Raw genomic sequence first — 22025 nt, forward strand, 5'->3', positions numbered from 1 at the left:
CTTCTGCACATGGCGACAACGCTCAGCGCGGCGGCGCCGGATGCGCCTTGATCCATGCATCGCGCTCCGCCGGCGTCATCGCCTTCCACTTCGCGCGTAGGTCCTGGCGTTGCTCCGGGGTCATGTTGCGCATCTCGCCGAACAGGGCACGCGCGTGGTCGCGCTGTTCGGGCGACATGTGGCCCCAGCGCTTCATGCCGCGGTGCATGCGCTTGCGCTGCTCCGGGCTCATGGTCTGCCAGCGCTGCGCGTGCTCCATCATCCGCGCGCGCTGTTCCGGGTTGCTGTTCCAGCGTTCGCGCACCGGCGCGAGCAGCATCTCGCGCTCGGCCACGCTGAGCTGTTCCCAGGCGGGGTAGGCGCGTGCCGCGGGGGCGGGCCTGCTGTCCGGCGCGCCCTGGGCGAAGGCGGATGCGCACAGCAGCAGGGACAGGACGAAGACGTGGCGAAGCGGTTTCATCGGATTACTCCGTAACAAGGTTGTCGGTGTCGTTCGAGGCGAGCCAGAGGTACAGGTCGGGCGATTCGTCGAGCGTGGCGTAGACGTCGCCGGTGTCGCCGTCGCTGGCGGCGGACTCCACGGCGACCGGTGCGGTGGCCTGCGTCGGCGGCGTGCCGGAGCCCGGATGGCGCAGGAACACTCCGCCGGCGATGAGCGCGACGGCGCAGGTCGCCGCCAGTGGCCATGCGTGCAGGCGCGAGTGCAGTGCGCGCGGCGCCGGGCGCTGCGGCCGCAGTTGCAATAGCGTGCGCGCGGACACGCTGTCGACGGCCTGCGCATGCGCATGGCGCAGGCGCGCGTCGAAGCGGTCGTGCTCGTGGCCGGCATGCTCGTGGCCGGCGTGGTCGTGGCCGGTAGTCATCGGAAGTCCTCCAGGTAACGCTGCAATGCATCCCGTGCGCGGGAGAGGTGGGTCTTGACCGCGCCTTCGCTGCAGCCCATGACGCGGGCGGTGGTGGCGACGTCGAGGTCTTCGAAGATGCGCAGGGTGAAGGCCTCGCGCTGGCGTTGCGGCAGGCGGCGCAGGGCATCGACGATGCGGGCCCAGGCCTGCCGGTCCTCCTGCCGCTGCGACGGATCGCCGCCGGGGTCGGCCCAGTCGACCGTTTCCTCCGCATCCGTCGGCGGCGACAGCCAGCGCAGGCGCAGCAGGCCGCGTCGCTGCGCATCGACGATGCGGCTGCGCAGCACGCTCCAGAACAGCGGCGTCCATTCCGCAGCGGGACGGTCGCGGTAGCCGAGCATCCGTGTCATCGCGTCCTGCACCGCATCGCGCGCGTCCTCGCGGTGGCGCAGGCCGCCCTCGGCGAAGCGCAGCGCGCGCGTGGCGATGCCGGCGAGGAACTGCTCCAGCGTCGCCGCCTCGGCGGTGAAGGCGGGCGGGGCGGCGGCCGGGCTGTCCGCGGCGGAGGTCATGCGCTCCAGCATGCACCGGTCTCAGTGATGGCGGCCGGAATGCCGGTCCCAGCGCCGGTCGAAGCGGTCGCCGCGCCGGTCCCAGCGCGCCTCGGCGAGTTCGCCACGGCGATCCAGGCGGTGGTCGATGCGGTCGCCCTTGCGGTCGAGCCGGTATGACTTCTGGTAATGACCATGGGCGGCGGCGTGCGCGGCGCGATGATCGAGGCGATGGTCGATGCGGTCGCCCTTGCGGTCCAGGCGGTGTTCGATGTGCTCGCCCCTGCGATCCATGCGGTGGTCGACGCGATCACCGAAGTCGCCCGCTGCGGCTGCAGCGCTCGCGGCCCACAGCCCCAGACCCAACGTCATGCCCAGCAATGCCTTCATGTGGATGTCCTCGGGCCGGCAGGGCGCGGGATGCGCCGGGGTTGTGTCGGCCTGCACGAGGGAAAACGCGTGACCCGGTCGCCGGTTGACACGGCAGCCGTTGCATTCAGGGATCGTTATGATGGGGACGAACGCGACCTGGGGGCACACCGCATGACCGAAGGGCTGACAGCGCTGTACATCTTCATGCTGGCGGCGATCGCCGGCCACGTGATCATCTCGCGGGTGCCGGTGATCCTGCACACGCCGCTGATGTCGGGTTCCAACTTCATCCACGGCATCGTGCTGATCGGCGCGATGGTCGTGCTCGGCCACGCCGACACCACGCTGGAGAAGCTGATCGGCTTCGTCGCGGTGCTGCTCGGCGCCGGCAACGCGGCCGGCGGCTACGTCGTCACCGAACGCATGCTGGAGATGTTCAAGAGCAGCAAGCCGCCGGCAGGTGACAAGTGAGCGGCGCGCTTGCCGTGCCGGCGCTTTCGCGCCTTTCGGTCCGCGATGCCTTCCAGGGATTGAGTTACCTGCAGTACCCGGCGCTGCTGGTGGCGCTCGGGTATGCCGCCAGGTCGGGCTGGTCGGTGGCTGCGGTCAAGGCCACCGGCTGGTCGCCGGTCTACGACGACTGGAACTATCTGCTGCTGTACGCGGGCATCGGCATCGGCCTGTCTTCGTTGCAGGACCCGACCAGGACCCAGAACGAGATGTCGCGCCGGGTGTGGCGGGACCCGCGCAAGGGCCGCTGGATGCTGGTGCTGCTCGGCATCTATGCGCTGGGCGCGATGCTGGTCGGCCTGGTGGGCGCCTACATGGCCGCCAGCACCGTGGTGAACCAGCTCTCCCTGGGCCTGGTCGCCTTCGGCCTGGGCATGGTGGGGGTGCTCAAGACCGCCATCGAGATGCGTGAACACCATCGACTGGACAAGCAACCCGCGTCGTCGCCGGAAGGGAGCCACGCATGAGCGCATTGACGCTGGTGAAGCTGAGTTATTTCGTCGCCGCGACGCTGTTCCTGCTCGGCCTGCAACGCATGGCCAGCCCGAAGACCGCGCGCAGCGGCATCCAGTGGGCGGGCGTGGGCATGCTGATCGCCACGGTGGCGACTTTCTTCCTGCCGGGCCTGCACAACATCGGGTTGATGATCGCGGCGATCGTGATCGGCGTGGGACTGAACTGGGTCTGGGGCAAGAAGGTGGCGATCACCGACATGCCGCAGATGGTCGCGTTGTTCAACGGCATGGGCGGCGGTTCGGCCGCGGCGATCGGTGCGGTGGAACTGGTACGGCTGTCGATGGGCGAAGCCGCGCCCGGCGAGGCGCTGCCGTCGACGTTCACCTTGGCGCTCGCCGTCATCGGCGCGCTGATCGGCGCGGTCTCGCTGACCGGTTCGGTGATCGCCTGGGCCAAGCTCGACGGGCGCATGGACAAGCGTTACACCTTCCCGGGCCAGCAGTGGTTCAACGCGCTGGTCGCGCTGGCCGCGATCGCCACAGGCGTGATGGCGCTGACCACGCTGGCGATGCCGTGGATCGTCGCGTTCTTCGTGCTGGCGCTGGCGCTGGGGGTGCTGATGACGCTGCCGATCGGCGGCGCCGACATGCCGGTGGTGATCTCGCTGTACAACGCCTTCACCGGCCTGGCGGTCGCGTTCGAAGGCTACGTGCTGGGCAACGAGGCGCTGATCATCGCCGGCACGATGGTCGGCGCGGCGGGCATGCTGCTGACGCGGCTGATGGCCAAGGCGATGAACCGCAGCATCAAGAACGTGCTGTTCTCCAACTTCGGCGGCAGCAGCGGGGCGATGCAGGAAATCGGCGGCGCGCAGAAGCCGATCGAGGCCGGCGACGTCGCCGCGATGATGGCCTACGCCGAACGCGTGGTGATCGTGCCCGGCTACGGCCTGGCCGTGGCGCAGGCGCAGCACAAGGTGTGGGAGCTCACGCAGAAGCTGATCGAACGCGGGGTCAAGGTGAAGTTCGCCATCCATCCGGTCGCCGGCCGCATGCCCGGGCACATGAACGTGCTGCTGGCCGAAGCCGGCGTGCCCTACGACCTGATCGCCGACATGGACGACATCAACCCCGAGTTCGCCAATACCGACGTGTCGCTGGTGATCGGCGCGAACGACGTGGTCAACCCGGTGGCGAAGACCGATCCGGCTTCGCCGATCTATGGCATGCCGATCCTCGACGTGGTGAATTCGAAGAACACCATCGTGATCAAGCGCGGCAAGGGCACCGGTTTCGCCGGCATCGAGAATGCGCTGTTCTACGCCGACAACACCCGCATGCTGTTCGGCGACGGCGCCGGCATGGTCGCCGCGCTGGTGAGCGAGCTGAAGGCGCTGGACGGCGGCCACTGACCCCGGCAAGCGGTAGCCCTAGGCTGGGTTGGCTCACCAACCCAACCTACGCGGTCTGGCTCCATCGCCTGTGCAGGCGTGCGCGTGACGGGCGTGCATGCGCGGCCGTCGTGGGCAGGTGCCGCACCTGCGTCGTGGTCAATCCGTAGGCGCTCTTGAAGGCGCGGCAGAACGCGCTCTGGCTCTCGAAGCCGAGCCGTTCGGTGATCTCGCACACGGTCAGGCGGCTGTCGCGCACGAGCGCCCAGGCCCGGGCAAGGCGCAGGCGGGCCTGGTGCCCGCTGGGTGTTTCGCCGAAAACCTCGCGGTACATGCGCATCAGGTGCCACGGCGAATAGCTGGCGTTGCGCGCCAGCGCGGCCAGGTCGAGCGGATCCTCGCTGCGTTCGATCAGCTGGCGCACGCGTTGCAGCCGCTGCAGCGTTGCCAGGCGCCGGCGCGCGGTGCGGCCGTTGCAGCGCGCGGCGAGCGCGCGCAGTTCGCGTTGTTCGTCCAGCAAGGCGCGCAGCAGCGGCGCCAGCGATGTTTCCGCGGCGCCACGGCCGAGCCCGCGGGCCATGTGCACCAGCCCACGCTGCACGTTGCGTGGACAGGCGCCTTGCCCGACCAGCAGTTCGCCGGTTTCCGCCGCGGGTTCAAGCGCGATGGATTCCAGCAGGTTGCGCCAGGCCCGGTTCGGTGCGGCGAGCACGAGGTACGCGGACGGCGCATCGCTGCAGGCGTCGAGCGGCCCTTCGTCCGCCAGCAGCAGTTCGCCGCCGCGCAGCGACCAGCGACCCCGCGGCGACTGCAGCGCCACGCGGCCGCGCCACGCGCTCCACACCGACAGCCAGCCGGCGGGCAGGCGCAGTTGCGAACCGGTCGGGCCGGCATGGATCAGATGCAGGTTCGACGGGTTCGCCGTGGTGGCCTCCGCGCGCGCCAGGTCGAGCAGCTGCGCTGCCTGCAAGCGATGGAATTCCGCAATCACAGCCTGGTCCCGGACATGCGCGGCCGCGCGACAGGTTCAGGCTAATCCCGCGCGCGGCGCGCAACCGTTCCAGTTGCAGGCCGATTCGATGGAGCCAATTGCGCGTTCAGCGCGCCAGTCCGTGCGCGCGGCGGGCGAACCAGGCGCAGATCACGCCGAACAGCAGGTGCATGAGGAAGTTGGTCACCACCGCGAGCATCACCGGTTTCGTCGACGGCTCCGCCAGCGACAGCGGCACCACCACGTGGGTCATCACCGCCCACAGCAGCAACCCGTACGGCAGTCCGTAGCGCACGGGATGCTGCAGCAGCCAGCGATGGCGGCCACTGATGAGGTAGTACGCCAGCACCATGGTCGTGGCGATCAGGTAGTGGAATGCGGTGCCCGCCAGCGCGGTCGCGGTGCCGCCCTGGAACGCGGCGTCGCCGAGCGCGCCGGAGGCGATGAACTGCAGCAGGCGCTGCGGTGGTACGTGCCGCAGCCAGGCCCAGAACGAACAGGCGTAGACCAGGTCGAGGCTGCCGAGGACGAGTCCGCCGGCCAACACCTGGGTCGCGGCGCGGTGATGCGTGGGATATGACGTGGACATGGGCCGTTCCGTGTGGCGAGGCAGGCCCCGTGGCGCGTCAGCGACCGTGCAGCGCCCGGCGGGCGGAGCACGCACAGACCACGCCCAGCAGGGCGTGCACGATGATGCTGGCCAGCACCCACGGCAGATAGACCTTTGTTGGCTGCGGCGCATTGGACAGCGGCACCACGACCTGGCTCATCAGCACGTACAGCAGCAATCCGTACGGCAGCCCGTACGCGAGCGGCCGTTGCACCAGCACCGGCATGCGCCGGGCGACCAGCGCGTAGGCGAACACCATCGCGGTCGCGATGAAGTAGTGGCAGGCCAATCCCAGCAGCGCGCTGGCGGCGCCGCCTGCGAACGCCGCCGGGCCCTGGATGCCGGCGGCGATGGATTGCAGGATCCGCAGCGCCGGTACATCGCGCGCCAGCGCCCAGAAGCCGCAGGCGAACACGAGGTCCGCCGTGCCCAGGACCAGGCCGCCGGCAAGGATGGGCCACCCACGTGGCGTGCGCGTTGCAGTAGCGGCGATGCTCATGCGTCGCTTCCGATCGGTGGCGTCGAGGGTCGTGATGTCGAGGGTCGCGTGCGGCGTCGATCGTTCATCCGCGAACGCGGCGACCGAGCGCACCGACCGCGAAGCGCGCGGCGATCGTGCCGAACAGCGCGAACATCGGGATGTTCAGCAGCATCCACGCCAGCTGTGGATGCTTCGGCGCAGGGGCGGCGGAGAGCGGCAGCACCACGCCGTTCATGAGCAGGTACAACAGCAGGCCGTAGGCGATGCCGTAGCGGTGCGGATGCGCGCGCAGCAGCGCCACGCGGGTCGCGACCAGGGCGTAGGCGAGCACGAAGCAGCTACCGATCAGCCACTGCAGGCCCGCACCGAGCACGGCGGTCGCCGCGCCGCCGGCGAAGGCGGCCGCGCCCAACGCGCCCGCCGCGATGCCCTGCAGGAGTCGGGCCGGCGCCACGCCCTGTGGCGACCAGTACAGCAGGCAATAGATGAGATCCGTCGCGGCGATGGCGAGGCCGCCGCACAGGATCATCGGCCAGGCCACGGCGCCTGCGTGGCGCAGTGGGGAAGGCGTGGAAAACGATGCGCTCGCGTGCATGGGATCTCCTTGTCCGGCCGGCGTCCGGATGCCCGCTTCAATCCTGCACGCCGCCCGGATCCGTGGCAGTGCCAATTCATGCGTGTGCGAGCGGACCAATCCCGCGCGGACGACCCGCGGGCGGTTCAGCGCGACAGCAGCGCCGCCAGCACCATGGCGACGGCGATCATCGCCAGGTCGAACGCGCTGTTGGCCAGCTGCGCCAGCAGCCAGGCGTGCTGCATTCCCAAGCGCAGTGCCGAGTCGAGCGGGTCGAACCCCAGCATCTCGCCCAGGTGCACCGCGATGATCCACCAGTTGGCGAGCACCGCGATCGCCGCGGTCGCCAGCGCGGCCACCAGCGCCCGTTGCCCACCGCGCGGCCAGCCCGACAGGCGCAGGATCCAGGCAACGTCGAGGGCGCCGACCAGGACCATCCAGCCGCACTGCTTGCCGGTCGACCAGGCCACCACGACCCAGATCGCGGCGAAACCGGCGCACGCCGCCAGCAGCATCAGCAGCCGGAACGGCCACGTCAGCCAGCGCGCGGACGAGGAGGGGGAGGGCTTGGGGGCAGGGACGGACATGAAGGGCGCAAGGATAGCCGTTGCCTCCGCCGCCGTGCGTGGGCCAATGGTTGGCGCGGCGTGGACGCGCGTCGCGGAACGAAGCGTCGCGCCCGGCGTTGGCCGGTTCCGGGGCAGGCGGGCGCGACAAGCCGTAAAATTGCCTGCCTTGTACCTTCGCGGCCGCGCCCCGATCTCCTGAACATGTATTCCCGCAGCAGCGAACCCGTCCGTTTCGAGCGCGATTGCGCCGCCGTCCTCGTCCCGCAGGGCGAGAAAGTCTCGTTGCCCGCCGGCAGCGTCGGCTACATCACCCAGGCGCTGGGCGGCAGCTGGACCGTGTTCGTCGAAGGCAACCTGTTCCGCATCGCCGGCATCGACGCCGATGCGATCGGCAAGGAGCCGCCCGAACCGCTCGAGTTGCCCGCCGATGCCGACGACGACGCGGTGGAGCAGATGGTGTGGCGGCAGCTGCGCACCTGCTTCGACCCGGAGATCCCGATCAACGTGGTCGACCTCGGCCTGGTCTACTCGGCCACGGTCAAGCCGCATCCGGAGCAACCCGGACAGCGTCGCGTCGAGATCGAGATGACCCTGACCGCGCCGGCGTGCGGCATGGGCGACATCCTGGTCGCCGACGTGCGCGACAAGCTCGAGATGATCCCGACCGTGGCCGAGGCCGACGTCGAACTGGTGTTCGATCCGCCGTGGAGCCGCGACATGATGTCGGAAGTGGCGCGCCTGGAAACCGGCATGCTGTGACCGCACCGCGTGCGCCCCATGCGCACGCGCCTGTCCGGCTCCGCGCGCCGGCCCAGCGCAACCGGGCTCAGCGCACGCCGTTGCGCGCGAGCACCTGCCGGTCCACCTTCGCCGGCACCACCAGCCAGTCCAGCGTCGCCCCGCGCAAACCGGTGCGCGCGACCGTGCCGGTGCGGCAACGCTCGTTGCATTCGCCGACGGTCATGCCCGCGGGCACCAGACTCTGCAGTTCCATCTGCGCCACGACGTCGCCGTGGCGTTGCGCTTCGGCATAGGTGGTGGTGATCAGGTCCAGCGCGCCCTTGCCGTCGCCGCGCTGCATCGCCGCGACCGCGCTGACGACGGCGAGGCGGTAGCGCACCGTCCACAGGCTGGCGCCGCGCAGTTGCCGGGCGATGCGCAGGCGCTGCTCGACGTCCTGCCAGTCGCCGCGGATCGCGGCGTTTTCGGCGAGGCCGGTTTCGGCCATGGCGCGGATCCATTCGTAGCCGGTGCGCACCGCCATCGGCAACACGCGCTGGTTCAGGCGTTCGGCGGTGGCGGCGTCGCCGGCGCGGGTCAGCTGCGTGGCGAGCCACAGTTCGTTCAACCAGCGGTCCGGGCCGTCTTCCTGTTTTTCGACCTGGGTCAGCGCGTCGCGCAGGCTCTTGAGGCCGCTGCTGCGGTCGCCGGCGAGCACGTCGACACTGGCGTTGCCGATCTGCGCCTGCAGCCGCGTCGACGGCTGCTGCAGCAGGTCGCAGGCCTTCCACAGTGCGCGCGCGTTGTCGATGTTGCCGCCGGCGAGGCTGAGGTCGGCGCGCATGCAGGCGATGCGCGACGAGGCGGTCGACTGCTCCTTGGCCGGGTTGACCTTGCGGTCGCGCGCTTCGGCGGCGAGCAGCACCGCTTCGGCGCCCTGGAAGTCGCCGCGGTTGGCGGTGAGGATCGCGTCGAATTGCGCCACCACGATCGCGCCGTCGCCCTGCAGGCCGGCCTTGCGCAGGCTGGCCAGGCGGCGTTCGGCGTCTTCGTAGTGGCCGCGCATGAAGTCCTCGTTCAACAGGTACAGCTCGAGCACGTGCTGCTCGAAGGTGTCGCCGGTCGCCAGCGCGATGGCCAGCGCCTGCTCCAGGCGTGCGCGGTAGGTGGTGAGTTCGCCGAGGCTGTAGTGGCGGAACGCGTCCAGCCGCAGCATGTCGATTTCCAGCCGGCGGTAGCCGCGTTCGCGCGCCTGCAGGAGCAGGGTGTCCAGGTCGGCTTCGCTGGCGTGCGCCGGCTGGTTGCTTTCGGCGAGGAAGCGCGCGTACAGCGCGGCCATGTCGTCGCCGGCGATCTCGAACTGCTTGGCCGCCTGCAGGTAGCGCGCCGGGTCGGACTTCTCCTCGTACTGGTAGTTGTCGGCGTGCGCGACCAGCAGCAGCGCCTCGCCGCTTTCCTGTTCCCAGCCCGCGCCGGCCTGGCGCGCGATCTGTTCGGCGGCGAGCGCGTGCTTGCGCGCCTGCACCGCGTCGCCCAGGGCCAGGTAGGCCGAGGACAGGTTCAGGCGCTGGCGCAACTGGGTGCCGACCGATTTGCGGCTCCAGTGCGGCTGGTTTAGCAGCGGAATCGCTTCCTCCGGCTTGGCCGCGTTGAGCAGCATGTTGGCCTGATCGAGCGCGAACACGCTCTTCTCGGGATGGCGCGCGGCGAGTGCGCCGTAGGCCTTGGCGGCCTCCGCGGCCTGCTGCGGATCGCGCGACAGCAGCTCGGCCTGCAACACCGCGCCGACGTCGGCGGGGATGGGCTTGAGCAGGCCGATGGCGGTCCTGGTTTCCGTCACCGACGGCGCCGCGTGCGAGAGCCGCATCAGCACGTAGCCGTATTGGAAATGCGCCAGGCCGAAGCCGGGGGCGCGCGTGGTGACGTCCTGGAAGATGCGCGAGCTGGCGACCCAGTCGCGGCGTTCCAGCGCGTCCACGCCCTCGGCGTAGCGCTTGGCGGTGGCGGTGTCGATCGCCAGCGCCGGCCAGCGTTCGTCCGCGCGTGCCGGCACCAGCCGGGCCAGCAGTTCGCGCGACAGCTGGTCGGCCATCGCCGGCAACTGCGCGCGCGGCCCCTTCTTCTCCAGGCGTTGTTCGCGGCCGGCGGCGTCGTAGCGCGCGCGCAGGAACACCTGGTTGGGATCGGCCGGGTCGATGCCGGAGCTGAGGAACACGATGCGCGGCGAGCGGCCTTCCGACTCGGCGGCGAGGTGCGCCTCGGTGAGCAGGGTCACTTCCGGCAGGTTGTCCAGCTTCCAGCCCAGCCAGGCATGCAGCAGCGTCACCGGCCAGCGCGCGTCTTCCGGCGCGGCCTGGTCCTCGACGTCGATCAGGGCGATGGCGAGCGCCTCCGCGTGCGCCGCCTCGGCGGCCTGGTCGCGCGTGCGCAGCCACCAGGCGGTCGCGCCCAGCGCGAGCACGACGACCACGGCAGCGGCGGCAGCCACGCGCCAGCGGCGGCGCGGCGGGGTGGGCGGGACCTGCTGGGAGGGCGCCGCGGGTCCGGCGCGCGCTGTTTCGGGGTGTGCGGGCTCGCTTTGCGTCGATTCGGTGGGTGCGACTTCAGCCGGTGCCGTCCCGGCGGGCGTCGTTCCCGTCTGCGGCGATTCCTTATTAGTGACGTCGGCCGCAGGGCCCTCGACCACGGCCTGCACCGGTGCCGGCGGTTCGAACACGTAGCCGCTCTTGGCGACCGTGCGGATCCAGTGCTTGCGCGCTTCACCCAGCGCCTTGCGCAACATCCATACGCTCTGGGAGAGGTTCGCATCCTCGACGATGACGCCCGGCCACACGCGCGCGAACAGCTCGGCGCGGGTGTGCAGCACCTGCGGTTCGGCCAGGAAGACGAGCAGGAGGTCGAACATGCGCTGCGGCAGTTCGGCTTCCTGGTCGGGGCGGATCACCCGGCGGTAACGCAGGTCGATCTGGACGTCGTGCACCTGCAGGCGCCGCGTTCCAGCGGGCCAGGGGTGCTGTGTGGGATCAGTCAAGACGTCGATTCTCGAACCCGCCGGAGGGCGAATCCTACCGTTGGCGCGCGCCGTCGTTTGCTGCGTCGCAGCACGGTTGCCGCCAAGAACGGCAAATAGACCTTCGGCGAGGGATGGCCGGTCCCCGCGCGGAACCGCGTTCAAGCCGATTTTTGTTACGAACCCGTTAAAAAGCCGCTTCAATTCGCCTTTCCGGGGCGATTTGAGATTTTTTTGAGCGCCACTACAAGGTCTCAAAGGGGGCCGGGGACCTCTTATCGACCTGTCGAGCGGAGGCCCACCGATCGGCACCCCTGCCCCCAGATGCAAGTCCGGGGGCAGGGGGCACTTCCCGCCTCCGCGCGCCCCAGGCGCAACGCGACACCGACCAGCGGACGGATCAGGGGCCGTCGTGGCCCAACTCCGGACCAGATGAGGTAGTCAGCGCCACCCAGAAAGCTCCGCCCGCTCGCCCGATGGCATCCGCAGAGCGCCCGTTCCGGGCGCGTCGGCGACCGGCGCAAGAAATCGATTCAGGAATCCGCATGGCGGAGGGAGGACCCGGAGGGTCCGGCAAGGATGCGCGCCTCAGGACGAGGCACCGCCCCGGCGCAAGCCGGGGCTTTTCCTAGGGGGCGGAGCGCCGCGCTTGCGCGGCCTCCGGGCTGTGGACCGTTGCAGTGGAAGCGGGTGCAAGCCGCGATGGGGATCGCGGCCTGCGGCAATCGAAGCGGAAGCAGCGGCGGTGGCAAGTGCAGTAGTGGCTGGTCCCACCAAGGACGGTGGGGTGAGCTTTCGGCAGCAGGCGGCCAGGCAGGAAGCGATGGTCGTGTCGATTGCGCATCACAGGTCGATCTCAATGCCCGTCAAGCCGCCCGCCGCGCTCCGCCAATCCGGACGCCGGGTATCCATAAATCAGAGAGGGAATTACCTGATGTCCGTATCCCACCGCCGCATGCGCCTGCATGCGCTGGCTGCCGCCACGGCAGTCGTCGTTTCCGGTATGTCCGCCATGGCCGCTCCGGCTTTCGCCGCCGAGCGCCTGAACCTGTCCGGCCTCGAATCCGGCGCCCAGTACGACCGCTTCATCGTGAAGTACCGCGCCGGCACCGCCGAGGGCGCCGACACCGGCAAGGCCAAGGCCGCGCTCGTGCGCGCCGCCCACGCCGGCGCCGGCGGCAAGGCTCTGGCCCTCGGCCACCTGCGCCGCATGGCGCTGGGTGCCGACGTGGTCAAGGCCGACCGCAAGCTGGACCGCGCCGAGGCCGAGAGCCTGATGCGCGAGATCGCCGCCGACCCGGCCGTCGAATATGTCGAACTCGACAAGCTCAACAAGCCCTACCTGACCCCGAACGACACCCGCTACAGCGAGCAGTGGGGCTATTCGGGCACCTACGGCATCAAGGCCAACCAGGCGTGGGACGTGACCAACGGCAGCGGCGCGGTCGTCGCCGTGCTCGACACCGGCATCACCAACCACAGCGACCTCAACGCCAACATCCTTCCCGGCTACGACTTCATCGTCGACACCACCGTGTCGAACGACGGCAACGGCCGCGACAGCGATCCGAGCGATCCGGGCGACTGGGTCACCGCCAACCAGTGCGGCGGCACCCATGCCGCGCAGAACTCGAGCTGGCACGGCACCCACGTCGCCGGCACGATCGCGGCCGTGACCAACAACGCCAGTGGCGTGGCCGGTGTCGCCTACGGCGCCAAGATCGTCCCGGCGCGCGTGCTCGGCACCTGCGGCGGTTACGACTCCGACATCGCCGACGCGATGATCTGGGCTTCGGGCGGCACCGTCAGCGGCGTGCCCGCCAACGCCAACCCGGCCGAAGTGATCAACCTCAGCCTCGGCGGCTCCGGCGCCTGCAGCACCACCACGCAGAACGCGATCAACAGCGCGGTCAGCCGCGGCACCACCCTGGTGATCGCCGCCGGCAACGACAACACTAACGTGTCGAACGCCTCGCCGGCGAACTGCGCCAACATCATCGCCGTCGCCTCGATCACCAGCACCGGCGCGCGTTCGTCGTTCTCGAACTACGGTTCGCTGATCGACATCGCCGCGCCGGGTTCGAACATCCTGTCCACGCTCAACGCCGGCACCACCACGCCGGGCGCCGAGACCTACGCCTCGTACAACGGCACCTCGATGGCGACCCCGCACGTCGCCGGCGTCGTCGCCCTGATCCAGGCCGTCGCCACCACGCCGAAGACCCCGGCGGAAGTCGAAGCGCTGATCAAGGGCAACGTCACCGCGTTCCCGTCGACCCCGTCGCAGCCGATCGGCCCCGGCATCCTCAACGCCAAGGCCGTCGTCGACGCCACCAACGGCACCACCCCGCCGCCGACCGGCGGCACGCTGACCAAGGGCGTGGCCGCGACCGGCCTGGGCGCCGCGACCGGTGGCTACGTGAAGTACACGATGGTGGTGCCGGCCGGCGCGACCAACCTGACCTTCACCACCTCGGGCGGCACCGGCGACGCCGACATGTACGTGAAGTTCGGCAGCGAGCCGACCGACACCGTGTACGACTGCCGTCCGTACAAGTCCGGCAATGCCGAGAGCTGCACCTTCGCGGCGCCGTCGGCCGGCACGTACTACATCAACCTGAAGGCCTACTCGACGTTCTCGGGCGTGAGCCTGCTCGGCGACTACACCACCGGCGGTGGCGGCGGCGCGCAGACCTACAGCAACACCACCGACTACACCATCGCCGACAACGCCACGGTGGATTCGCCGATCACGGTCTCCGGCCGCAGCGGCAACGCCCCGAGCAACGCGTCGGTGACGGTCGCCATCGTCCACACCTACCAGGGCGACCTGAAGGTGGACCTGGTTGCGCCGGATGGCTCGCTCTACAACATCCACAACCGCACCGGCAGCAGCACCGACAACATCAACAAGACGGTGACGCTGAACCTGTCCACCGAGGCGCTGAACGGCACGTGGAAGCTGCGCGTGAACGACAACGCCGCCGGCGACACCGGTTACATCAACAGCTGGAGCGTCACGTTCTGATCGCCGCGCGCGATCGGTAACGAGTGACGTGCAATGCAAAGACCCCGGCCAATGGCCGGGGTCTTTTTTTGTCTCCGTCGCGGGAATCCAGGCGTGGCTTCTGCCGACGCGTGACCTGCTTACTCCGGCTCGATCGCCTCGAAGCGGTTGGCCGCCACGTTCTTGCGCACCTTGCGCGGATCCCACACCCGGCCGTTCATGGCGATGTACACGCCCGGTGGCAACGACTGCACCGCGCCCACGGCGCAACCGACGTTGAACTCCGCGTCCGAGCCACGGAAGCGCGCCGGACTCAGCGCGCCGGTCAGCACGATGGTCTTGTCGGTGAGCGAGGCCAGCACCTTGGCGGTTTCCACCATGGTGTCGGTGCCGTGGGTGACCAGCACGTGCTTCGCCGGCTGCGCGGCGATCGCGGCGCGGATCAGCTCGCGATCCTCGGCGGTGATGTGCAGCGAGTCCTTGCGGATGATCGGGATCACGCTGAACTGGAACGCCACGCCCAGCTCGCGCAGGATGCTGCCGATCTGCGGCTCGCCGATCTGGTAGTCGGACTTGTCGTCGAAGTAGATCTTGTCGATCGTGCCGCCGGTGGTGACGACGCAGAGCTGGTCCATGGTGGTGCTGGTGGCGAGTGCGGGGCCGTCATTGTAGGGCCGCCCGCGGTGAACCCTAAGCGCCGGTATCGCATAAGCCGCGCGGGCGGCTGATGGCGGGGAACAGCGGAGCCTCCGCCGTGCCGGTATCGAGGGCTACGCCTTCGGCTTCGCAAACCGCGCCTTCATCCCCGGAATGCTCGCGGCGAAGATCACCACCAGCGCCAGCAGGATCTCCGTGCAGGCGAACAACCGCTCCGGCGCGCGTGTCCACGCCGCCATGACGCCATGGCTGAACCAGCCCAGCGCCAGCACGCCCGCCCAGAAGCCGGCCTGGCGCCAGCCGCGCAGCGCGGCCATGGCCAGCGCCGCCGGCGGCAACGCGAACACCAGCAACGCCGCCCACGGCGTGGGCAGGGCGCCGAACCACAGCAGGTAGAGCCCGGTGAGGGCGATCAGCGCGGTGATCAGCACGCGCCGAGACAACGGACCGGTGAAGACGCTCATGCCAGTTTCCCCGCGATGGTGGCGAGCCGGCGCCCGAGCGCCCGCGCCAGCGTGGCTTCCTCGTCGCTCGGTTGCGGGTCGTCCTGCAGGCCGGCGACGTGGCTGGCGCCGTAGGGCGTACCGCCGGTGCGCGTCGTGTTGAGCGCCGGCTCGGTGTAGGGAATGCCGACCAGCACGCAGCCGTGGTGCAGCAGTGGCACCTGCATGGTCAACAGCGTGGTCTCGTTGCCGCCGTGCATGGTCGAGGTCGAGGTGAACACCGCCGCGGGCTTGCCCACCAGGGTGCCGCTGGCCCATTCGCTGCCGAGGCCGTCGATGAAGTGCTTCAACGGCGCGGCCATGTTGCCGAAACGGGTCGGGCTGCCCAGGGCGAGGCCCACGCATTCGACCAGGTCCTGCTTCTCGACGTAGGGCGCGCCGTCCTCCGGCACCGGCGGCGCGGCCTGCTGCGTCACCGCCGCGACCGGTGGCACGCAGCGCAGGCGCGCGCGCATGCTATCGACTTCCTCGATGCCGCGGGCGACCAGGCGCGCGAGTCGCGCGACCGAACCGCCGCGGCTGTAGTAGAGGACCAGGATCTCGGGCATTGCGGTGTCCATGGCGAAACTGCGCAGAAGGGTACGCGCTCGCGGTGCGCTTCGCCTATTGCCGATAGCGGCGGTTCCGGCCCGTGGCGGCTCATGCGGCTTCGCCATCGCATCGGTTACCCTGCCGCGGATGGAGCCGCTCGATTCCCTCAATCGCTGGATGGACCGCATGCGCGACCGCGCGCGTGCCAAGACCTTCTTCCGCTTCCTCGCCAAGCGCTTCCTCGACGACCGCCTGTTCCAGGCCGCCGGCGCGCTGTCGTACACCACGGTGTTCGCGCTGGTGCCGCTGTCGCTGGTGGTGTTCGGCGTGCTCTCGGCGTTCCCGGTCTTCGGCCACTGGAGCGACCAGCTCAGCGATTACATCTTCGCCAACTTCGTGCCCTCGGCGGCGCGCTCGGTGGAGACCTACCTGCGGCAGTTCCGCAACAACGCCGGGCAGCTCACCGCCGCGGGCGTGATCGCGCTGGTGGTGTCGCTGCTGATCACCCTCAACGGCATCGAGACCGCGTTCAACCGCATCTGGCGGGTGAAGGCGCCACGACCCAAGGTCGGGCGCTTCCTCGTGTACTGGACCGTGTTCACCCTCGGCGCGCTGATGGCGGCGGCGAGCCTGGCCATCTCGGCCAAGTTCTTCGCCATGTCGGTGTTCCAGACCCAGGCGGGCAGCGCGCTGCAGTCGCTGCTGTTGCGGCTGGCGCCGATGGCCATCGAGTTCTTCGCGATCGCCGCGATCTACAAGGTGGTGCCACACCGCACGATCCAGTGGCGCCACGCCATCGCCGGCGCGTTGCTCGCCACCATTGCCTTCGAGCTGGTGAAGTGGGGACTGGGGCTGTACCTGGCCAGCTTCAGTTCCTACTCGAAGATCTACGGCACGCTCGCGGCGGTGCCGATCTTCCTGCTGTGGATCTACCTGAGCTGGGTGTCGGTGCTGCTCGGCGCCTCGCTGGCCTCGTCGATTTCCGCGTTCCGCTACCAACCGGCGGCGATGCGGCTGCCGCTGGGTTACGAGATGTACGGCCTGATCCGCCTGCTCGCCCGTTTCAACGAGGCGCGCAAGCAGGGCCGCGGCCTGCACAGCGACCAGATCCAGCGCATCGAGCCGATGCTCACCGATTCGCTGGTGCAGCAGATGCTCGCGCAGCTGTGCGAGATCAACGTCGTGCGCCGCGCCGAGGACGGCGAATGGCTGCTCGCCCGCGACCTCGACGAGCTGCCGATGAGCGAACTGTACGAAGCCTGCCAGCTGCGCATCCCCATCGCCGAGGCGCACCTGCCGTGCCGCGAGGATTCGCTCGGCCACGCCGCGGTGGCGGCGATCGACGAGTTGCGCCTGCCGTTGCGCGACCTGCTCAAGCGCCGCGTTTCCACCATCCATGCCGACCACGAGGATTGATCCGATGCGTCCATACCTGCCCGCCCTGCTGACGGCCGCCGTGCTGCTGGCCGCCTGCAAGCCCGGAGCGGAGGCGCCGCGGACCGAAGCACGTGCGCCGCAACCCGCGTCGCCGCCGGCCGCGACCGCGCCGGACACTGCCGCCGCCGCCGCGCCCGCGGATGCCGAATACCCGACCCTGCAGCTCGCCACCATCGACGGCAAGGCCTACGACCTGGCCGCGCATCGCGGCAAGTGGGTGGTGGTGAATTTCTGGGCGACCTGGTGCAAGCCCTGCGTCAAGGAAATGCCCGACCTGTCCGCGCTGGATGCCATGCGCGAGCACATCGAAGTGCTCGGCCTGGCCTACGACGACTCCGAACCCAAGGACATCCAGGCGTTCCTGCAGACCCATCCGGTCGTCTATCCCATCGCGATCGTCGATACCTTCGATCCACCCAAGTCGTTCGCCACGCCACGCGGCCTGCCGACCACGTACCTGATCGCACCCGACGGTCGCGTGGCGAAGAAGTTCATGGGCCCGATCACCGCCGCCGACATCGAAGGCGCGATCATGGCCGCCGGAGGACCCAAGCCCGCGGGCTGAGGAGGTTGCGATGAAATCGGTACGGTTCCTGGTCGGTGGCAAGGTGCAGGGCGTGTGGTTCCGCGCCAGCGCGCGCGACCGCGCCGTGGCGCTGCAGCTGCGCGGCTACGCGCGCAACCTGTCCGACGGGCGCGTGGAAGTGTTGGCGATCGGCGACGACGACGCCGTCGAAGAGCTGGGGCAGTGGTTGCACTACGGCCCGCCGCAGGCGCAAGTCGATGAACTCGAGCGCGTCGATGCGCACGACGAGCCCGGCCTCGCCGGTTTCGAGATCCGCTGATTCGATAGCTGCAGAAGCAGGGAGCAGCGCCATGGCCATCCGCATCGTTCGTTTGGGTACGCCGCGCGCGAAGGGCGAAGGGTTGCGCATCGGCACCGTGCGGCGACCGCCGCGCGGCGTGCCGAAGGCGGCGTTCGCCACGCAGAACTGGTACGACGTGTGGTTCCCGAACCTCGCGCCGAGCCTGGAAACGATGAAGCAGGCGCAGGCGGCGGAGACGCCGGCGCAGTGGAACGCCTTCGTGCGCAATTACCGCGCCGAGATGGCAGCGCCGGAACACGCCCACGCCATCGCCCTGCTCGCGGCGCTGTCGCAGCACAGCGATTTCTCGGTCGGCTGCTATTGCGAGGACGAATCGCACTGCCACCGTTCGATCCTGCGCGAACTGCTCGCCGCGCAGGGGGCGAGGATCGTCTAGCCGTTCTCCCCGGTCGCGGTCGCGGGCGTGTGGCCGCGCAACTCCAGCAACAGGTATGCCGGCAGCGCCGCCGCCAGCGGCAACAGGTAGTACAGCGTGCGATAGGCGAACAGGGCGGCGAGGACGGCGGCGACGGGAATGCGCGGCGCCAGCGCCGCGACGAACACCGCTTCGAGCACCCCGACGCCGCCGGGCACGTGCACCAGCGCGGTGGCCACCGCCGCGAGCAGCAGTGCGCCCAGCACGGTCGGATAGTCGGCGGCTGCCGGCAGCAGCACGTACAGGATCGCCGCCATCAGCGCCCAGTTCAGCGCGGCCAGCGCGAACTGCAGCAGCGCCAGCGGCACCGACGGCAGGCGGAAGTGGTGGCCGCGCACATGGAACATGCGCCCGTGCAGGCGCCAGCAGGCCAGCAGGTACAGCGCGGCCGCGGCCAGCATCGCCGCGCCGAGCCACGGCAGCGCGCCCGCCAGCGCCGCGAACCGCGACGGCGCCTGCACGGCGCCGCTGGCGAAGAGCGCACCCGCCAGCAGCAGGTAGCCCAGCCAGTTGGTGCTCGTCGCGAACGCGACGATGCGGGTGACCGCGGCGATGCCGAGTCCGGCGCGCGTGTACAGGCGCAGGCGCGCGCCGGTGGCGCCGAACAGTGCGCCGATGTTGAGCCCCAACGCGTAGGCGATGCCGCCGATCAGCGCGGTCCGCCGCGGCGACAGCGCGTGGTGCGCGTAGTGCCGCGCCGCCAGTTCGTAGCCGCAGTAGACCAGGTAACTGGTGGCGCTCAGCAGCGCTGCGACGAGCAGCGTGCCGGGGTCGAAGCCGGCCATGGCCTCGCCTACGCCGCGCCAGTCGATCGCACGCGCGGCGCGGGCGACCAGCGCCAGCACCGCGACCGGCACCAGCCACCAGGCGATGCGCCGGAGGCGATGCAGCAGGGGATGGCGCGGCTTCACCACTCGATCCGCGCCAGCAGCGGGGCATGGTCGGACAGGTGCGACCACGGCCGCGCCGACAGCACCTGCGGCGCGACCCCGCGCGCGCCGCGCACGTAGATCCGGTCCACCGGCAGCAACGGCCAGCGTGCGGGAAAGGTCCGTGCCAGCGCGCCGTGCTGCTGCAGGAAAACTTCCTGCAGCCCGCAGCGTTCGAGCACACCGTGCCCCTTCCCGCGCCAGTCGTTGAAGTCGCCGGCGACGACCAGTGGCGCATCCGCCGGCACTTCGCGTTTGATGATTCCGCACAGCAATTCGAGCTGCCGCTGGCGGTGCGATTCGCGCAGGCCCAGGTGCACGCAGATCGCATGCACCTCCATGCCGGTGCCCGGCATCGCCAGCACGCAGTGCAGCAGGCCGCGTCCCTCGCTGCCGTGGATGGAGATGTCGCGGTTCGCGTGCTGCACGATCGGCAGCTTCGACAGCAGCGCGTTGCCGTGGTGGCCGTGCGGATACACGGCGTTGCGGCCGTAGGCGAACTGCGGCCACAGCGTGTCGGCGAGGAATTCGTACTGCGGTCCGTCCGGCCAGTTGACGTGCTTGCGCGCGTAATGCGCGTGTTCGCCCAGCACCTCCTGCAGGAACACGATGTCGGCCGACACCGAGCGGATCGCCTCGCGCAGTTCCGGCAGCACGAAGCGGCGGCGGAACGGGTTGAAGCCCATGTGGGCGTTCAGGGTCAGGACGTTGAACGCGGGCATGGGGCGATTGTGCGCAGGGTGGGGAATTCGGTGGGTGAAGTGCGTGGGAGAACGACCTTCCCGCGGTTCCGCATCCTGCGTCTTCCCGAGCGTAGCGGGGGACCGGCCCGCGATGCAGTGAAGCGACTGTCGTGGCCGTGCCGCGCCTGCGGCCGATAGTGGCGAAAAGCTGGCTGTTCGCTACCGGGACGACGCGATCGACTCAATCCTTGATCGGCTTCAACACTCCGAACCGTTCCTTCTTCGGCTTCCCCGGCAACGGTCCGAACGCCAGCTTCGCCGGTGGCACGTTGGTGTCGGGCAGGCGCTGCAGCAGGTCCCTGATCAGCGCCAGGCGGCCGCGCTTCTGGTCGTTGAAATCCACCAGCGTCCACGGCGCCTGCGGCGTGTGCGTCGCCTTGAGCATGGCTTCGCGCGCGCGGGTGTAGTCGTCGTAATGCTTGCGCGCCTCGACGTCGATCGGCGACAGCTTCCAGCGCTTGAGCGGGTCCTTCAGGCGATCGGCGAAGCGCGCTTCCTGTTCGGCCTGGTCGCAGCACAGCCAGTACTTGAACAGCAGGATGCCGTCGTCGACCAGCAGCTTCTCGAACGCCGGCGTCTGCTTCAGGAACGCCTTCACCTGCGCCTCGCTGGCGAAACCCATCACCTTCTCGACGCCGGCGCGGTTGTACCAGCTGCGGTCGAACAGCACGATTTCGCCGGCCGCGGGCAGGTGCGCGACGTAACGCTGGAAGTACCACTGCGAACTTTCGCGTTCGGTCGGTTTGGGCAGGGCGACCACGCGACACTGGCGCGGGTTCATGTGGTCGGCGATGGCGTTGATCACGCCGCCCTTGCCGGCGGTGTCGCGGCCTTCGAACAGCACCACCGCGCGTTGGCCGGTCGCCTGCAGCCAGCGCGCCATCGCCACGAGTTCGAGCTGGAGGGGTTCGAGCCGCGCTTCGTAGTCCTTGCGCTTGAGCCCGCCCATCAGCGGCCCCTGCGTCGGGCCGGCTTCGCCACTGCCGGCTGCATGCTGCGCGCGACTTCCAGCAGCGCGCCCTGCTGCTTGGTGTTGAGCGCGCGGTAGGCGGCGAGCAGGTCGTGCTCGCCCTTGGTACGCGAAGGGTCCAGCGTGCTGGCCAGTTCGCCCAGCAGCGCACCGGCCGGCACGCCGAAGGTACGGGCGAGCGCGTCGAGTTGTTCCTTGCCGGGCAGCTTGTCGCCCTGCAGCCAGGCGCTCACGGTGGCGACGCCGGCGCGCGGAATGGCGGTGGCGATGTCGGCGGGACTGAGACCGCGCGCCTTGGCGAGCAGGCGCAGCGTGGTGGCTAGGGGCATGTCCAGCACTCCTTACTCCTTGAGGCGCGGCTTCAGCGTCGCGAGGTTGCACGGGCGGGTGCGCGCGTCGAGCTGCGCGTGGATGATCTTTTCCCAAGCGGTGCGGCAGGCCGAGGTCGAACCCGGCAGCGCGAACAGGAAGGTACCGTTGGCTAGGCCGGCGAAGGCGCGCGACTGCAGCGTGCTGGTGCCGATCTCGGCGAAGCTCAGCGCGCGGAACAGTTCGCCGAAGCCCGGCATCTCCTTGTCCAGCAGCGGCAGCAGCGCTTCGGGCGTGGAGTCGCGGCCGGTGAAGCCGGTGCCGCCGGTGACGAGGATGCCGTCGATGCTGGCGTCGGCGATCCACTGCGAGACGCGGGCGCGCAGCTGGTAGCGGTCGTCGCGGAGCAGGGCGCGGTCGGCGAGCGCATGCCCGGCGTCGGTCAGCGCGGCGACGAGGTAATCGCCCGAGGTGTCTTCGGCCGAGGTGCGCGTGTCCGACACGGTCAGCACGCACAGGCGGAGCGGGAGGAAGTCGCGTTCGGCGGTCATGCCGGGA

Annotated in this window: 26 protein-coding genes and 2 pseudogenes; 10 read left to right on the forward strand and 18 right to left on the reverse strand. The window is 69.8% G+C overall.

Annotated elements, in window-relative coordinates:
* Positions 1-22: 22 nt before the first annotated feature.
* From H8B22_RS10140 to H8B22_RS10155, 4 genes are read right to left on the reverse strand one after another with little or no spacing between them, the layout of a single operon-like run.
* Positions 23-460 carry a DUF3106 domain-containing protein gene (locus H8B22_RS10140; protein WP_187711311.1) on the reverse strand — a complete coding sequence of 146 codons (438 nt, stop codon included), beginning with the start codon at positions 458-460 and terminating at the stop codon, positions 23-25.
* A gap of 4 nt (positions 461-464) precedes the next feature.
* Positions 465-863, reverse strand: a complete 399-nt coding sequence (locus H8B22_RS10145; protein ID WP_187711312.1) for a hypothetical protein — start codon at positions 861-863, stop codon at positions 465-467.
* Entirely contained in the window at positions 860-1417 is a 558-nt protein-coding gene (locus H8B22_RS10150) for an RNA polymerase sigma factor (protein WP_187711313.1), read from the reverse strand. Before H8B22_RS10150 ends, H8B22_RS10145 begins: the two co-directional genes overlap by 4 nt.
* Before the next feature lie 21 nt (positions 1418-1438).
* Positions 1439-1786, reverse strand: coding sequence for a hypothetical protein (locus H8B22_RS10155; protein ID WP_187711314.1), 348 nt, complete (start codon positions 1784-1786; stop codon positions 1439-1441).
* A gap of 153 nt (positions 1787-1939) precedes the next feature.
* Here H8B22_RS10155 and H8B22_RS10160 point away from each other — a divergent pair, with 153 nt between their 5' ends.
* From H8B22_RS10160 to H8B22_RS10170, 3 genes are read left to right on the forward strand one after another with little or no spacing between them, the layout of a single operon-like run.
* On the forward strand, positions 1940-2239 hold the full coding sequence (locus H8B22_RS10160) for an NAD(P) transhydrogenase subunit alpha (RefSeq protein WP_187711315.1): 300 nt from the start codon (positions 1940-1942) through the stop codon (positions 2237-2239).
* Entirely contained in the window at positions 2236-2745 is a 510-nt protein-coding gene (locus H8B22_RS10165) for a hypothetical protein (RefSeq protein ID WP_187711316.1), read from the forward strand. Before H8B22_RS10160 ends, H8B22_RS10165 begins: the two co-directional genes overlap by 4 nt.
* Positions 2742-4145 (forward strand): NAD(P)(+) transhydrogenase (Re/Si-specific) subunit beta, encoded by a 1404-nt coding sequence (locus H8B22_RS10170; RefSeq protein ID WP_187711317.1) that lies wholly within the window; start codon positions 2742-2744, stop codon positions 4143-4145. Before H8B22_RS10165 ends, H8B22_RS10170 begins: the two co-directional genes overlap by 4 nt.
* Before the next feature lie 46 nt (positions 4146-4191).
* Here H8B22_RS10170 and H8B22_RS10175 read toward each other — a convergent pair whose 3' ends face one another.
* From H8B22_RS10175 to H8B22_RS10195, 5 genes are all read right to left on the reverse strand, one after another.
* Positions 4192-5094, reverse strand: coding sequence for a helix-turn-helix transcriptional regulator (locus H8B22_RS10175; RefSeq protein ID WP_187711318.1), 903 nt, complete (start codon positions 5092-5094; stop codon positions 4192-4194).
* Positions 5095-5221: 127 nt separating this feature from the next.
* Positions 5222-5704 (reverse strand): hypothetical protein, encoded by a 483-nt coding sequence (locus tag H8B22_RS10180; protein WP_187711319.1) that lies wholly within the window; start codon positions 5702-5704, stop codon positions 5222-5224.
* A 37-nt stretch (positions 5705-5741) separates the two neighbouring features.
* Positions 5742-6224 (reverse strand): hypothetical protein, encoded by a 483-nt coding sequence (locus H8B22_RS10185; RefSeq protein WP_187711320.1) that lies wholly within the window; start codon positions 6222-6224, stop codon positions 5742-5744.
* A 64-nt stretch (positions 6225-6288) separates the two neighbouring features.
* A complete protein-coding gene (locus H8B22_RS10190; RefSeq protein ID WP_187711321.1) occupies positions 6289-6801 on the reverse strand; it encodes a hypothetical protein in 513 nt (170 codons plus the stop codon).
* 125 nt (positions 6802-6926) lie between these two features.
* Positions 6927-7367, reverse strand: a complete 441-nt coding sequence (locus H8B22_RS10195) for a hypothetical protein (protein ID WP_187711322.1) — start codon at positions 7365-7367, stop codon at positions 6927-6929.
* Between the two features lie 183 nt (positions 7368-7550).
* Between H8B22_RS10195 and sufT the strand changes: the two genes are divergently transcribed.
* Positions 7551-8108, forward strand: coding sequence for a putative Fe-S cluster assembly protein SufT (sufT, locus tag H8B22_RS10200; protein ID WP_187711323.1), 558 nt, complete (start codon positions 7551-7553; stop codon positions 8106-8108).
* A gap of 67 nt (positions 8109-8175) precedes the next feature.
* On the opposite strand, the gene H8B22_RS10205 is transcribed toward sufT, so the two are convergent.
* On the reverse strand, positions 8176-11100 hold the full coding sequence (locus tag H8B22_RS10205; protein WP_187711324.1) for a winged helix-turn-helix domain-containing protein: 2925 nt from the start codon (positions 11098-11100) through the stop codon (positions 8176-8178).
* Between the two features lie 913 nt (positions 11101-12013).
* On the opposite strand from H8B22_RS10205, the pseudogene H8B22_RS10210 reads away from it, so the two are divergent.
* Together H8B22_RS10210 and H8B22_RS14870 are read left to right on the forward strand one after the other, a co-directional pair.
* A pseudogene (locus tag H8B22_RS10210) lies at positions 12014-13744 on the forward strand (S8 family peptidase); the annotation flags it as partial.
* A gap of 132 nt (positions 13745-13876) precedes the next feature.
* Positions 13877-14107 (forward strand): annotated as a pseudogene (locus H8B22_RS14870) (proprotein convertase P-domain-containing protein); the annotation flags it as partial.
* A 119-nt stretch (positions 14108-14226) separates the two neighbouring features.
* On the opposite strand, the gene H8B22_RS10215 reads toward H8B22_RS14870, so the two are convergent.
* The 3 genes from H8B22_RS10215 to wrbA all read right to left on the reverse strand — a co-directional run bounded on the left by H8B22_RS10215 (position 14227) and on the right by wrbA (position 15794).
* Positions 14227-14721, reverse strand: a complete 495-nt coding sequence (locus H8B22_RS10215) for an asparaginase domain-containing protein (RefSeq protein ID WP_187711326.1) — start codon at positions 14719-14721, stop codon at positions 14227-14229.
* A gap of 135 nt (positions 14722-14856) precedes the next feature.
* Entirely contained in the window at positions 14857-15207 is a 351-nt protein-coding gene (locus tag H8B22_RS10220) for a DUF2069 domain-containing protein (protein ID WP_187711327.1), read from the reverse strand.
* Positions 15204-15794, reverse strand: coding sequence for an NAD(P)H:quinone oxidoreductase (gene wrbA, locus H8B22_RS10225; RefSeq protein WP_187713614.1), 591 nt, complete (start codon positions 15792-15794; stop codon positions 15204-15206). The genes H8B22_RS10220 and wrbA overlap by 4 nt, the downstream gene beginning before the upstream one ends.
* Positions 15795-15924: 130 nt before the next feature.
* On the opposite strand from wrbA, the gene H8B22_RS10230 reads away from it, so the two are divergent.
* From H8B22_RS10230 to H8B22_RS10245, 4 genes are read left to right on the forward strand one after another with little or no spacing between them, the layout of a single operon-like run.
* Complete coding sequence (locus tag H8B22_RS10230) at positions 15925-17193, forward strand: YihY family inner membrane protein (RefSeq protein WP_187711328.1); 1269 nt, start codon at positions 15925-15927, stop codon at positions 17191-17193.
* Positions 17194-17197: 4 nt separating this feature from the next.
* A complete protein-coding gene (locus H8B22_RS10235) occupies positions 17198-17779 on the forward strand; it encodes a TlpA family protein disulfide reductase (RefSeq protein WP_187711329.1) in 582 nt (193 codons plus the stop codon).
* Between the two features lie 10 nt (positions 17780-17789).
* Positions 17790-18059, forward strand: coding sequence for an acylphosphatase (locus H8B22_RS10240; protein WP_187711330.1), 270 nt, complete (start codon positions 17790-17792; stop codon positions 18057-18059).
* Between the two features lie 31 nt (positions 18060-18090).
* Positions 18091-18477, forward strand: coding sequence for a DUF488 domain-containing protein (locus tag H8B22_RS10245; RefSeq protein WP_187711331.1), 387 nt, complete (start codon positions 18091-18093; stop codon positions 18475-18477).
* On the opposite strand, the gene H8B22_RS10250 is transcribed toward H8B22_RS10245, so the two are convergent.
* From H8B22_RS10250 to moaB, 5 genes are all read right to left on the reverse strand, one after another.
* Positions 18474-19427 (reverse strand): putative bifunctional lysylphosphatidylglycerol flippase/synthetase, encoded by a 954-nt coding sequence (locus H8B22_RS10250; protein ID WP_187711332.1) that lies wholly within the window; start codon positions 19425-19427, stop codon positions 18474-18476. The two genes, H8B22_RS10245 and H8B22_RS10250, sit on opposite strands and share 4 nt — an antisense overlap.
* Positions 19424-20167 (reverse strand): endonuclease/exonuclease/phosphatase family protein, encoded by a 744-nt coding sequence (locus tag H8B22_RS10255; protein ID WP_187711333.1) that lies wholly within the window; start codon positions 20165-20167, stop codon positions 19424-19426. The genes H8B22_RS10250 and H8B22_RS10255 overlap by 4 nt, the downstream gene beginning before the upstream one ends.
* Positions 20168-20369: 202 nt before the next feature.
* Entirely contained in the window at positions 20370-21137 is a 768-nt protein-coding gene (gene ppk2 / locus H8B22_RS10260; protein WP_187711334.1) for a polyphosphate kinase 2, read from the reverse strand.
* Positions 21137-21487: a helix-turn-helix domain-containing protein gene (locus H8B22_RS10265; protein ID WP_187711335.1), complete on the reverse strand. Its 351-nt coding sequence runs from the start codon at positions 21485-21487 to the stop codon at positions 21137-21139. The genes ppk2 and H8B22_RS10265 overlap by 1 nt, the downstream gene beginning before the upstream one ends.
* A gap of 12 nt (positions 21488-21499) precedes the next feature.
* Positions 21500-22018 (reverse strand): molybdenum cofactor biosynthesis protein B, encoded by a 519-nt coding sequence (gene moaB / locus H8B22_RS10270; protein ID WP_187711336.1) that lies wholly within the window; start codon positions 22016-22018, stop codon positions 21500-21502.
* Positions 22019-22025 lie beyond the last annotated feature (7 nt).

Source organism: Lysobacter terrestris, from assembly GCF_014489475.1.
Taxonomy (GTDB): Bacteria; Pseudomonadota; Gammaproteobacteria; order Xanthomonadales; family Xanthomonadaceae; genus Agrilutibacter; species Agrilutibacter terrestris.